We start from the raw sequence: 12,554 nt of genomic DNA, 5'->3' as shown, positions 1-12,554 counted from the left end.
TCAGCCCTCCCGCTCGTCGCGGAACTGGCGCTCACCGGAGATCATGGTCGAGATCATGGTCTGGCGGCTCATGATATCCTCGCGGATGGCCGCGTAGATGTGGATCATGGCGAAGATCACGATCACCCACATGCCCAGGTGATGAATCGTGTGCACGTCCATCGAGTTGGGGAAGAGGATGAAGACCCAGCCGAAGGCCTGGTCGGGCAGGCTTCCGCGACCTGCGCCTTCGGAATAGAGCGCAAAGCCCGTGATGATCATGCCGAGATTGAACAGCGTGAACATCATGAACATGGCGGCATGGGCCAGCGGATTGTGGCCGATATACTTGTAGGGTTCCTTCTCCAGGAACAGATACCAGCGCAGCTCCCGCTTCACGCCCTTCCACCAGGCAGCTTCCCACACCGGCAGATAGAAGATCTGGCGCGAGTATTTGTTGCCGAAGAAGGCCCAGAGGATGCGGGCCAGGAAGGCAACGGCCAGCACCTGACCGGACGAGAAATGGGCAAAGCGGATATAGCCCATGACGAAGCTGTCGGACGCCTCGCCCGGCATGGTCGGCAAGGGCGAACCGATGAAATAGCCGGTGATCGCCAAAATGGTGATGCACAGCGCGTTGACCCAGTGCCAGAGCCGCACCGGGGCCTCATAGACGTAGATGGACGGACCGGTGACGATGACGTTATCGCCGGCATCCATCACGCCGCGCAACATGTCCTGCTTATGCGTCATGACGAACCTCCCCCATTGGATGTGGCGCGCCGGGCCTGAGACCCGACGCGGCGCGGCGTCAGCGGACGGTCACGGTGGCCATGTCCTGGCCATCGGGTGACATCACGTGGGTGGAGCAGGCAAGGCACGGGTCGAAGCTGTGCAGGGTGCGCAACACCTCGAGCGGCTTCTCCGGATCGGCCAGCGGCGTGTCCATCAGCGCCGCCTCGAAGGCGCCGATGTTGCCGGCGGCGTCACGTGGCGAGCCGTTCCAGGTGGTCGGCACGACGCACTGATAATTGTCGATCTTGCCGTCCTTGATCTTGACCCAATGGGCAAGGGCGCCACGCGGAGCCTCGGTGAAGCCGACGCCCTTGACTTCCTTGTCCCAGGTCTCCGGCTTCCACTTGGTGGTGTTGGCCGTGTTGAGATCGCCGGCGGCAATGGAGGCCATCAGCTTGTCCTGGAAGTAGCGCAGCTGGTGCACGGCCCACTGGCATTCCAGCGCGCGGGCGGCGGTGCGGCCGAGCGTCGAGAACAGGGCGGTCACCGGCAGGCCGAGATCGGTGAGCAACTTGTCGGCCGGCTCCTTGAACTCGGGCTTGCCCTGGGCGTAGCCGATGATGTAGCGGGCGAGCGGGCCCACTTCCACGGCATTGCCCTTCCAGCGGGGCGACTTGATGAAGGAATACTTGGCCGCTTCGTCGAGCGCCTCGATATTGGTCTTGGTACCCTTGGCGTTCGGGCCGAGCACGAAATTCGGCTCGGTGACGCCGTCCCAGGGATGCAGACCCTTGGTCTCGTCCGGATATTTGTACCAGGAGTGGGTGACGAACTCCTGCACCTCGTCCGGCGCCGTCAGGTCGATCGGGAAGATCTCGCTGAGATTGCCGTTGAGGATCACGCCGCGCGGCATCTTCAGCGAGGCGTCCGTGTAGTCGTTGGCATGCTCGGGGATGTCGCCATAGCTCATCACCGACTTGCCGGAGAGGCCGCCGCCATAGAGCCAGTCCTTGTAGAAGGAACCGATGGCCTTGAGGTCGGGCAGGTAGACCTGTTCGGTGAAGGCGATCATCTGGTCGATAATCGAGGAGACGAGGTTGAGCCGCTCCATGTTGACGGCACCGACCGCGCCGATACCGTCCACATTGATGGCGCAGGGCACACCACCGACGAGCCAGTTCGGATGCGGGTTCTTGCCGCCATAGATGGTGTGGATCTTCACGATCTCCTTCTGAAAGTCGAGTGCTTCCAGATAGTGCGCCACGGCCATCAGATTGGCTTCCGGCGGCAGCTTGTAGGCCGCATGGCCCCAGTAACCGTTCTTGAACGGGCCGAGCTGTCCGCTCTCGACGAACTTCTTCAGGCGGTTCTGCAGATCCTTGAAATAGCCGGGCGACGACAGTGGCCAGTCGGAAATCGACTGCGCCAGCTGGCTGGTCGCCTTGGGATCGGCACTGAGCGCCGAGACCACGTCCACCCAGTCGAGCGCGTGCAGGTGGTAGAAGTGGACGATGTGGTCATGCACCTGCAGTGTCAGCTGCATGATGTTGCGGATGGTGTTGGCATTCTCGGGGATCATGATCCCCAGCGCGTTCTCCACCGCACGCACCGAGGTGAGAGCGTGAGTTCCGGTGCAGACGCCGCAGATGCGCTCGGTGAAGGCCCAGGCGTCGCGCGGATCGCGACCCTTCAGGATCACTTCGATGCCGCGCCACATGGTGCCGGTCGACACCGCATTGCGGATGACGTTGGAGCTGTCGACATTCACTTCGACGCGCAGATGCCCCTCGATGCGGGTGACGGGGTCGACGACGATGCGCTGGCCGGAGTTGTCGAGATTGAAGCCGTTGGGAGTCTGGATGCCCATGGACGGAATTCCCTGTCCGTGAATTGGAAACTGGATGAAGGACGGCTGTGGGGCGCCGGGCAGGCCGGCGCCACTCGGCGCTGTCAGCTGTCGGACTTGTGCGAGCCGGACGTCAGGCGCTTGACCACCGTGGCCGCGGTGTGCACCGCGACACCGGCAACCACAGCCCCGGCGGCGGCCATGCCGATCTGGTCAGCCGTCGCCTCGACGCCGAACTGGCGGATCGTCGTCAGCCGGTCGTAGAACGAGCCCTTGTCCCAGAAGCCCTCTTCCGAGCAGCCGATGCAGCCGTGGCCGGACTGGATCGGGAAGGACACGCCGCCGTTCCAGCGCACCGTCGAGCAGGCGTTGTAGGTGGTCGGGCCCTTGCAGCCCATCTTGTAGAGGCAATAGCCCTTGCGCGCGCTCTCGTCGTCCCAGGCCTCGACAAACTGGCCGGCGTCGAAATGCGGACGGCGGTAGCACTTGTCGTGAATGCGCTGGGAGTAGAACATCTCGGGCCGTCCCTGACGGTCGAGCGTCGGCAGCTTGCCGAAGGTGGTCACATAGGTGACCACGCCGGTCATCACCTCGGCGATCGGCGGGCAGCCCGGAACCTTGATGATCGGCTTGTCCTTGATCACCTTGTCGATGGGAACAGCCTGCGTCGGATTGGGCTTGGCGGCCTGCACGCAGCCCCAGGAGGCGCAAGCACCCCAGGCGATCACCGCCATGGCGTCCGCAGCCATTTCCTTGAGCTTTTCGACGAAGGGACGACCGCCGTCGATGCAGAACATGCCGTCTTCATTAAGCGGCGGATTGCCTTCGACCGCCAGAATATACTGGCCCTTGTACTTCTGCCGCGTCTCCTCGAGGATCGCCTCGGCCTGATGACCGGCGGCGGCCATGATGGTGTCGTCATAGTCGAGAGAGATCATCGACAGCACCACATCCTTGACCAGCGGATGGGCCGAGCGGATGAAGCTCTCCGAGCAGCAAGTGCATTCGAGGCCGTGCATCCAGATCACGGGAATGCGCGGCTTGGTCTCCAGCGCATGCGCCATCTCGGTCGCAGCCACAGGGCCGAGGCCCAGGCTGGCGGCTGTGAGGTTGCAGAACTTCACGAAGCTCCGCCGCGTGATGCCCTGGCGGCGGATCACGTCATAAAAGGTCTCAACGGCTGCGCCCATGTCTCCCCCCTGAATAAATCGGTCACGACCGATTCCGTCTTTCCAGACCGCTGCACCGCTCCGTGCGTTCGGTCCGGAACTCGGTTTCAGCATTTCCCCCCGGCTCCGCAGCGGCGGAGCCGATGATCAACCAGACGAACCCCTCCTCGGGATTCGCACGGCCAACCAATGGCAAACGGTGTGCCATTGAATCTCATCCGCCAAGTAATCAGAAACACCTATCGCTTGCATCTAAGGGGCAATGCGTATGCATATCTGCCATGGGAGTGGGAAGAAGAGGCAATTCAATATGATATATGCCCCTGGGGCGAAAACTCTACGGTATAATACGTACAGGTTATATTTTGATGGCGTGACATGTGTGGTCACGCTTGCCGCAATACGACCATTTGATAGTTGGGTGCGAGTGTCAGCTTTCTGACAAGCTCTGTCGCTGCAGCGTCACGGTTGTACAATCAAATTTCAATCTGATGTAAGTCATGAGCCCTAAAAGTTGTCGCCTATGAATGGAATGAACGATAGAAGGGGGGCGTAGCCTGCTGCCCAGACGGCGTTCACTCGGGATAGGGACTGAGATGGAGATCAAACCGGTTCTGTCAATCGGAACAACATTTTCGCGGTCACTCGACCTTGCAATTCAGGAAGCCCCCCGATTGGGGCCGGTTCTGCTGCTGGCCCAGCTGCCGTATTTTTCCCTCAGCCTGGCAGGAGTGCTTCTTCCTCATTCCCGGACTCTCGAGATCGTGTCCGTGATCATCACGCTGCTTGTGCTCCTTCTGCAGTCAGTCCTCAACAACATGACTGTTCATGCGGCCTTCCATGCGCTGATCGCGCGGCCGGTAAGTCTTGGGGAGTCCTATTCGGTCGGCAGGGATTTCCTCTGGCGCTCACTCGGGCTTGGCATATTGGCCAGTGTCGGCGTTGCGATCGGTTTCATGCTGCTCATCGTGCCGGGGGTGTGGTTGGTTGCAGGTCTCATAGCGACCTTGCCTGCGCTCGTTATCGAAGACCTTGGCGTGATGGCATGCTTCAAGAGAAGCTGGCAGCTGACGGAGGGCTATCGCTGGAAGATCATCGGCATATTTCTGGTGATAGTTGGCGTGGTTTTGGTCGCCCTGTTCGGCTTTTTCATTTTTGGCATATTGCTCGGCACCCTCAAGGGCGTGTTGCCTGTGGTGATCACGGTGGCCCTTGTTGGCGCGATACAGATGTTGATCAACGTTGCTGCAGCTCTTTTCGGATGCTGCCTTAGCGTCGTTCTCTACGAGTACCTTCGAGCCACCAGCCAACCAGCCGCGCTTGAGGCTTCCTGATCAACAAGGACGAGGGGAGGGCGCGTGGGCTCCTTCGCGCCACCTTTCAATGCCAGGCCGCCGAGACGGTTGGGAAATGCCGCAGCACGTCGTCGGCCAGCCGTGCAAAATCCTCGACGGCGCGCGCTTTGGGGCGATGGCGCAGAAGAGGTACGTGCTCGCCAAACGCTTCAGGCACGGCGGCGTCGATCCTGACGCCGTTGCACATCTGACTGAGGCCGAAGCCCGTGAGCATCCGACCCAGCACATCCTTCTGCATGTTGGACCGAAGGTCCACGCGCGTCGGAACCACCAGCAAGCCGGCAAGCCCCAGATTATGCGTGGCGACGACGCGGTGATAGGCGGCGACGAACTGCCGGACGCCATCCAGTGCCAAATGTTCGAGAAGCGTGGGAACAAGAACGCCGGTGCTCGCCATCAACGCCAGGATCAGAAGCTGCGGTGAAGCGGGCGGCGTGTCGATGAACACGAGGTCATAGTCTTCGCTCGCCTCGCTGAGTGTCTCCGCCAGGCGCCGCGGCTGGGATATCTGCTGTATGCTGTCGAAATCGCGTTCCGCCGGCAGCACGTCGATACCGGGCACCTGCGTCCGGCGAATGCCGATCTGCGTGCCCTGCAGGCGGTCGCGCATGGCCCGGTGAATGGTGAGGTCGCCGCGATTGGCCACGACGTCGAAGCCCAGCCCGGCGTGACCCTGTGGATCCAGATCAACAACCAGCACCCGCCGCCCACGCGTCGCAAATTCGCTCGCAAGGTTGACGACGGTCGTCGATTTGCCCGTGCCGCCCTTGCGGTTGGCGACTGCAAATATGTTGGTCTGCTGGCCCATGGTAGTCGTGATCCAGATGCGTCATCGGTCCGGCAGGCGAGCCCGAGACTTCAGAACAAGGCGGTCATCTCCCGTCGATTTCGGCCGACTCACAGAGTCAAGCGCCTAGAATAGCGCTTGTCAATAAGCCGTCATATAAGTCTTTGGAATAAAAGTGATTTTTCAATCATGCTACAGTTGCGAGGCCTTCGCACCTCCGCTGACAGCCGCTCGACAGATGTAAAGGCCTAGAAGGCAGCCGGGGGGACGCTGTGGTCCTGAAGGCATGAACGTGAACTTCCAGTCGAGAAACCTAGAGCGCTCCGGTTCCACCGTGGATTTTGACCGTCCAGGGCCGGAACTGGCGGTGATCATCCCGACCCTAAACGAGAGCGCCAATATTCCGCTGCTCTTCGAACGCCTTCGTGCAGTGCTCGGCGCCACCCGTTTCGAAGTCATCGTCGTCGACGACGACTCGCCGGATCGCACCTGGGAGGTCGCGCAGCTGTTGTCGCGCAGCGATTCTCGCCTTCGCGTTATCCGGCGGGTTGGCCGGCGCGGCCTTGCCGGTGCCGCCCTCGAAGGCATGCTGGCGACATCGGCACCCTATGTCGCCTTGATGGACGGCGACCTGCAGCATGACGAGACGCGCCTGCCGCAGATGCTGGGGCGGCTTCGGTCGCAATCGGTCGATCTGGTCGTCGGCAGCCGCTATCTGGATGCCGGGCAACTCGCCGCTGCCGGAAAGACACCCGGCTCGGCCGGCGCCGTAACCGGCCTGTCGCCGCTGCGCCTTGGCGGCAGTCGTCTCCTGACGCTGGCCGCTCGGCGACTTTTGAAGCTTGAGTTGTCCGATCCGATGAGCGGCTTCTTCATGTGCCGCCGCGAGGTGATCGAACGGGCCGCCCCTCGCTTGTCGTCGCAGGGCTTCAAGCTGCTGCTCGACCTGGTCGCTTCAGCGCGCGGGCTCCGCATCGAGGAGATACCGGTGGCCTTTCACGAGCGCCACGCCGGTGAAAGCAAGATGAACGTCCGTGTTCTCTTGGAATGTCTCGGGCTGATGCTGGCAAAGTTGTCCGGCGACCGCCTGCACGTCCGTTTCCTGGGATACGCCATGGTCGGATCGGTCGGCCTTGGCGTTCACCTGCTGACCTTGGCGGCGCTTCTGGGCGAAAGCCTGCACTTCGATCAGGCCAATGCCTTTGCCACGTTGGTGGCGATCACCTGCAACTACCTGCTGAACAACCGGCTGACCTATGGCGACCGCCAGCGCACAGGCTTCGCCTTCTTCTCGGGCCTGCTGATGTTCGCAGTGATCTGCGGCATCGGCTCCATGTCCGGCGTCGGAACCGCTGAACTGCTGTTTCACCAGAAGGTGCGCTGGTGGATGGCCGGGCTCGCCGGCGCTGCCGTCGGCATCTGGTGGAACTATGCGGTGACCTCCAGCCTGGTGTGGAGGGCACGATGAGTACGCTCCGCCCCTTGCCGCAGTCAGGCTTCGTCTCCGCCCCCGCGCCCTCGGCAAGGTCGCTCTTGCGCGACCACGTCTTCTCACAGTGGATCCCGATCCTTGTGGTGATCACCCTGGTCCATGCCGTCGCCGGGCACTATGCGGAAATCGTGCCCGACGAGGCCTATTATTGGCTGTGGTCGCGGGCACCCGCCTTCGGCTACTACGACCATCCGCCGATGATCGCGTGGTGGATTGCCGCCAGCACCTGGGTGCTTGGCGATGGCGCGCTTGCCATCCGTGCCTTGCCGATCCTGGCCGGCACCGCCGTGTCGCTTCTCTTGGTTGTCACCGCAGCCGAGCTCAGCGGCCAGTCTCCGTCGCTGCGCCAGGCAACACCGGCGGGGCGTCGGGCGGCACTCTGGCTTCAGGCAACACCTCTGGTTGGCGCAGGAGCCATTCTTGCCACACCGGATGCTCCCTCCGTCCTCTTCTGGACCTGCACCGTTTGGGCTCTGGCCAGATTGCGTCGCACGCAAAGACCGCAGCTCTGGCTTCTCGTCGGTCTGTTTGCCGGGTTGGGATGCGTGTCGAAATACACCAACCTCTTCCTTGGCGTGGGCATCGTCCTCTGGCTTCTGTCGACTCCGACCGGTCGGCGCTGGTTGTTCACGCCTTGGCCCTATCTCGGCGGACTTGCGGCGCTTGCCGCCTTCTCGCCGGTGATCGTCTACGATGGGCTGCATCACTGGGCGTCATTTTCCAAGCAGTTCGGCCGCATACCCGCCGGAAGTCCGACCCCGCGCTACCTGCTGGAGTTTCTTGGCGCGCAGTTCGGCCTTCTGAACCCGCTCGTCGCAATCCTCGCGGGGACCGCAGTGGTTGGTGCCTGGCGAGGCTGGAACTCCGCCGATTCGTCCCTGCGTTTCCTGGTCCTGCTGACGGCGCCGCTGGTCGCCTACATGGCGCTGCACGCCCTGCATGATCGCGTGCAAGGCAACTGGCTTGCCCCGGTCTTTCCGCCTCTGGTGTTGCTGGCGGCCCTGGTGTCCTCAAGACTTGTCCCAGACCGAACGCAGACCTGGGTCTTGCCGGTGGGCTTTGCTGCTTCCGCTCTCGGATTGCTGGTTCTCGCTGCTGCCGACGATTTGCCCGGATCGCGCATTCTGCCCACCGATCGCATCGCCGGCTGGAGCGCGATGGCCGATGACGTCGAGGCTGCACGCAAGGCGGCCGGCCTCCAATGGGTTGCCACGACGACCTACTGGATGACGGGTGAGCTGTCCTACCATCTGTCGGGCAAGGCGCAGGTGATCCCCGTGGCCGAACGCGAACGCTACGCCTTCACGGCCTTTGATCGCGCGACGGAAGCCGCGCCAGGGCTGCTGGTCAGCGTGGAGCCGGACGTGTCGCGCTTTGCGGCCTGCTTCGGGACCATCGAACCGCTCGGCTCCATTGATCGCATGCGCAAGGGCGTGCCCATTGCCAGGAGCTGGCTGTTTCGCGTCACCGGCGGCAAGCCGGACGAAATGGAAACGGGGTGCCGTCAGGCAGGGTGAAAGCCGGATTTGCAGGGAAACTAAAGGGACCCTTCAGAACTTGCGTCTTGGATTCCTGCGGTCTTGATATTATTTTCGGGGTGTAAAGAAAAGAGAGAAAGAGAGCCGGGATGGCCCGGTTCAGGAAAGGAAAAGATCATGTTCGCCACCCTCAAGCGCACCGCCAAGATGTTCCACATCCCCACCGCTGCCGAGCGTGAGCAAGCCTACGTGAATGGCGCGACGGACCGCTTCGACCTCGAAGCCCGGGAACGCGAAGTCGGTCAGGGCCGTTTCCAGCGGCGCGGGTTCGCCCTCTGACAGCTGAAGTCCGGCGATAGCCCGCCGGTGAAAATCCACCAGCCGCCGTCCCGGCTGGAAATCTCCAACGAAGAACCGTTGAGCGCTCGAATCCCCAAGGGGATTTCGGGCGCTTTGTCGTTCTTGGTCTTGCGTGAGGAAGTTGATGGCGGGGGAGGGGCATGCTGCAACCTGCGCAAACGCGGTTGCCGGTCTGCCGCCCTTTTCGCTCTGCAATCTGACTTGATTTCTGGTGGGCGCACATCAAGAAAACTACGGAAGGTTTATCCCTTACGCACATCGGTATTTATGCCTAGTTCGTAATCAGATTGGCGTTTAACCTTTTGAAAATGAAAGAACAAATGGGGTTCGGCATGGCGCGTTTGTGGGCGCTTCTGCTCATGCTGATTGCAGGGTTCGCGAAGGCAAATTGTCTATTGATGTCAGAAAGTGCGAAATCTGAGTTGCGCACCTCATTCGATTGATGCATGAATTCACCTGCGTAGCTGACGGGCCGCATGTTCGAAGATCAATCGTCGTCTCTGGGGAGTTGGAGCGGCGGTTCTCGAATGCAGTGATCGATGTGGTCCCCGCCTGAAGATAACCGTTGGCACACGACGGCACGCCCGCCGCATGGGCGCATCTGGAGGAAATGAAATGAAGAAGCATACTGTCATGTACGGCACGCTGACCGCGATCGCCCTCTGCCTGCCGCTGATTGGCACGGCCCAGGCGAGCCCGGAGCATCCCGTCATCGGCTTCTCGATCGACGACCTGCGCGTTGAGCGCTGGACGCGTGACCGCGAATATTTCACCGCCGCCGCCAAGGAGCTCGGTGCCGAGGTGGTCGTGACGTCTGCCGACGCCAACGAGCAGAAGCAGGTCAACCAGGTCGAAGACATGATCGCCAAGAAGGTCGACGCGATCGTCATCGTTCCGATGAACTCGCAGATTTTCGCATCGGTCATCGACGAAGCCCACGATGCCGGCATCAAGGTTCTGTCCTATGACCGCCTGATCCTCAACGCCGATGAAGATGCCTACATCTCCTTCGACAACGAGCGCGTCGGCTTCATGCAGGCCGAGGCCGTGCTGAAGGCCAAGCCGGAAGGCAACTACTACCTGCTCGGCGGCGCCCCGACGGACAACAATGCCAAGCTGCTGCGCGAAGGCCAGATGAAGGCCCTCCAGGGCGCCATCGACGCCGGCAAGATCAAGGTCATCGGCGACCAGTGGGTCCCCGAGTGGAGCCCGACCAACGCGCTCTCCATCATGGAAAACGCGCTGACCGCCGCCCAGAACAAGATCGACGCCGTCGTGGCCTCCAATGACGGCACCGCCGGTGGCGCCATCCAGGCTCTGGCCGCCCAGGGTCTCGCCGGCAAGGTTCCCATCTCCGGCCAGGACGCCGACCTCGCCGCCATCAAGCGCGTGATCGACGGCACCCAGACCGTCACCGTCTACAAGCCGCTGAACCTGATCGCCACGGAAGCTGCCAAGCTCACCGTCAAGCTGATCAAGGGCGAGAAGGTCGAATACCAGACCCAGCTCGACAACGGCCAGAAGAAGGTCGACTCGATCCTCCTGACCCCGATTGCCCTGACCAAGGACAACGTGATGAAGGTTGTGGAAGACGGCTTCTACACCAAGGACCAGGTCGAAGGTAAGTAATCGGACCTGCGTGACGGGGCGGTGATGCCGCCCCGTCTTCTTTCGGCTATGCTGGTCCATGAGGGAGGCGCTTCGAACTACCCCTCGCAATCAAGAAGAAAATCAGACTTGCCCCGTGGTCCGGCTTCCGCCCGGGCTCAGGGAGAGGAGGAGCATGATGTCGGAATACATTCTGGAAATGCACGACATCACGAAGGAGTTCTCGGGCGTCAAGGCAATCGAGGGTATCAATCTCAAGGTCCGGGCAGGGGAGTGTGTTGGTCTTTGCGGCGAAAACGGTGCCGGCAAGTCCACGCTGATGAAAGTCCTGTCAGCCGTGTATCCGCACGGCACCTGGGAAGGCACGATCACCTGGGACGGCAAGGAACTCAAGGCCGGCAGCATTCGGGAAACCGAGGAAGCCGGTATCGTGATCATTCATCAGGAATTGATGATGGTGCCGCATCTGTCCGTTGCGGAGAACATCTTCCTGGGATCGGAGCTGACCACCGCAGGCGGCTTCATGGACTATCCGCGCATGAACGCCCGCGCCGCCGAACTGATGGCGATGCTGAAGATGCCGGACATCAACGTGGCTCAGAAAGTCTCGGCCTATTCGGGTGGCAAGCAGCAACTGGTGGAGATCGCCAAGGCGCTCAACAAGAACGCCCGTCTGCTGATCCTCGACGAGCCGACCTCGGCGCTGACGGCGTCGGAAACCCGCATTCTCCTCGACATCGTCAAGGAACTGAAGGCCAAGGGCATGGCTTGCGTCTACATCTCGCACAAGCTGGATGAAGTGGCCGAGATCGCCGACACCGTCACCGTCATTCGCGACGGCACGCATATCGGCACCGCTCCCATGGCCGAACTCGACACCGGCAAGATCATCTCCATGATGGTCGGTCGCGAGATGAAGAACCTCTTCCCGCGCGAGGCGCACGACATCGGCGAAGTCGTCTTCGAGGCGCGCAACATCACCTGCTGGGATGCGACCAATCCCGAGCGCAAGGTGGTCAACAACATCTCCTTTGAACTGCGCAAGGGCGAGATCCTCGGCGTTGCCGGTCTCGTGGGCGCCGGGCGCACCGAGATGGTCTCGACCTTGTTCGGCTGCTACCCGGGCCTTTATGAGGCCGAGGTGATCCTCGAGGGCAAGAAGCTCAAGATCCGCGAACCGATCGACGCCGTGCGCAACGGCATCTGCATGGTGCCGGAAGATCGCAAGCGTCAGGGCATCGTGCCGCTGATGGGGGTGGGGCACAACATCACCATGTCGGTGCTGCCGCGCTTCATCACCGGCGGTCTGATCGATGCCGAAGCGGAGATGGCCCAGATCCAGCACGAGATCCTGCGCATGAAGGTGAAGACGGCGCAACCGCTGTTGCCCATCGCCTCGCTTTCGGGCGGCAACCAGCAAAAGGCTGTCGTCGCCAAGATGCTCCTGCCCGAGCCCAAGGTGCTGATCCTCGATGAACCCACACGCGGCATCGACGTCGGCGCCAAATACGAGATCTACAAGCTGATCTTCGAATTGGCCAAGCAGGGTGTCGCCATCCTCATGGTCTCCTCGGAACTGCCTGAGGTGCTTGGCATCAGCGATCGTGTCCTCGTGGTCGGCGAAGGTCAGCTCCGTGGCAACTTCATCAATGACGGCCTCACTCAGGAAACCGTACTGGCTGCCGCCATCGGCAAGCCCGTGACCGCCGCCGCCTGACCCTTTGCCTCAAGAACATCGGCAACCA

The 12,554-nt window shown here is 61.7% G+C and carries 10 protein-coding genes; 6 read left to right on the top strand and 4 right to left on the bottom strand.

All coding sequences use genetic code 11. The annotated features are described in order from the left end of the window. The 3 genes from cybH to L2I41_RS13230 all read right to left on the bottom strand — a co-directional run bounded on the left by cybH (nucleotide 1) and on the right by L2I41_RS13230 (nucleotide 3,750). Nucleotides 1-714, bottom strand: coding sequence for a Ni/Fe-hydrogenase, b-type cytochrome subunit (gene cybH, locus L2I41_RS13240; RefSeq protein WP_237154110.1), 714 nt, complete (start codon nucleotides 712-714; stop codon nucleotides 1-3). A gap of 76 nt (nucleotides 715-790) precedes the next feature. After that, a complete protein-coding gene (locus tag L2I41_RS13235) occupies nucleotides 791-2,581 on the bottom strand; it encodes a nickel-dependent hydrogenase large subunit (protein ID WP_237154045.1) in 1,791 nt (596 codons plus the stop codon). 83 nt (nucleotides 2,582-2,664) lie between these two features. Continuing rightward, complete coding sequence (locus tag L2I41_RS13230) at nucleotides 2,665-3,750, bottom strand: hydrogenase small subunit (RefSeq protein ID WP_237154044.1); 1,086 nt, start codon at nucleotides 3,748-3,750, stop codon at nucleotides 2,665-2,667. A 575-nt stretch (nucleotides 3,751-4,325) separates the two neighbouring features. Here L2I41_RS13230 and L2I41_RS13225 point away from each other — a divergent pair. Further along, on the top strand, nucleotides 4,326-5,063 hold the full coding sequence (locus L2I41_RS13225) for a glycerophosphoryl diester phosphodiesterase membrane domain-containing protein (RefSeq protein WP_237154043.1): 738 nt from the start codon (nucleotides 4,326-4,328) through the stop codon (nucleotides 5,061-5,063). A gap of 46 nt (nucleotides 5,064-5,109) precedes the next feature. Here L2I41_RS13225 and L2I41_RS13220 read toward each other — a convergent pair whose 3' ends face one another. Then, the gene (locus L2I41_RS13220; RefSeq protein WP_237154042.1) at nucleotides 5,110-5,892 is read right to left on the bottom strand and encodes a ParA family protein; all 783 of its coding nucleotides are present in this window, start codon (nucleotides 5,890-5,892) and stop codon (nucleotides 5,110-5,112) included. A 265-nt stretch (nucleotides 5,893-6,157) separates the two neighbouring features. Between L2I41_RS13220 and L2I41_RS13215 the strand changes: the two genes are divergently transcribed. The 5 genes from L2I41_RS13215 to L2I41_RS13195 all read left to right on the top strand — a co-directional run bounded on the left by L2I41_RS13215 (nucleotide 6,158) and on the right by L2I41_RS13195 (nucleotide 12,526). Further along, nucleotides 6,158-7,339 carry a glycosyltransferase gene (locus L2I41_RS13215; protein WP_237154041.1) on the top strand — a complete coding sequence of 394 codons (1,182 nt, stop codon included), beginning with the start codon at nucleotides 6,158-6,160 and terminating at the stop codon, nucleotides 7,337-7,339. Continuing rightward, entirely contained in the window at nucleotides 7,336-8,880 is a 1,545-nt protein-coding gene (locus L2I41_RS13210; protein WP_237154040.1) for a glycosyltransferase family 39 protein, read from the top strand. The genes L2I41_RS13215 and L2I41_RS13210 overlap by 4 nt, the downstream gene beginning before the upstream one ends. A gap of 138 nt (nucleotides 8,881-9,018) precedes the next feature. Then, nucleotides 9,019-9,180 carry a DUF3563 domain-containing protein gene (locus L2I41_RS13205; RefSeq protein WP_237154039.1) on the top strand — a complete coding sequence of 54 codons (162 nt, stop codon included), beginning with the start codon at nucleotides 9,019-9,021 and terminating at the stop codon, nucleotides 9,178-9,180. 636 nt (nucleotides 9,181-9,816) lie between these two features. After that, nucleotides 9,817-10,830 carry a D-xylose ABC transporter substrate-binding protein gene (gene xylF / locus L2I41_RS13200; RefSeq protein ID WP_237154038.1) on the top strand — a complete coding sequence of 338 codons (1,014 nt, stop codon included), beginning with the start codon at nucleotides 9,817-9,819 and terminating at the stop codon, nucleotides 10,828-10,830. 157 nt (nucleotides 10,831-10,987) lie between these two features. Continuing rightward, a complete protein-coding gene (locus L2I41_RS13195; RefSeq protein WP_237154037.1) occupies nucleotides 10,988-12,526 on the top strand; it encodes a xylose ABC transporter ATP-binding protein in 1,539 nt (512 codons plus the stop codon). Nucleotides 12,527-12,554 lie beyond the last annotated feature (28 nt).

Source organism: Oryzibacter oryziterrae, assembly GCF_021864535.1.
Lineage (GTDB): Bacteria > Pseudomonadota > Alphaproteobacteria > Rhizobiales > Pleomorphomonadaceae > Pleomorphomonas > Pleomorphomonas oryziterrae.
This window is presented reverse-complemented; position numbering and strand designations above follow the sequence as displayed.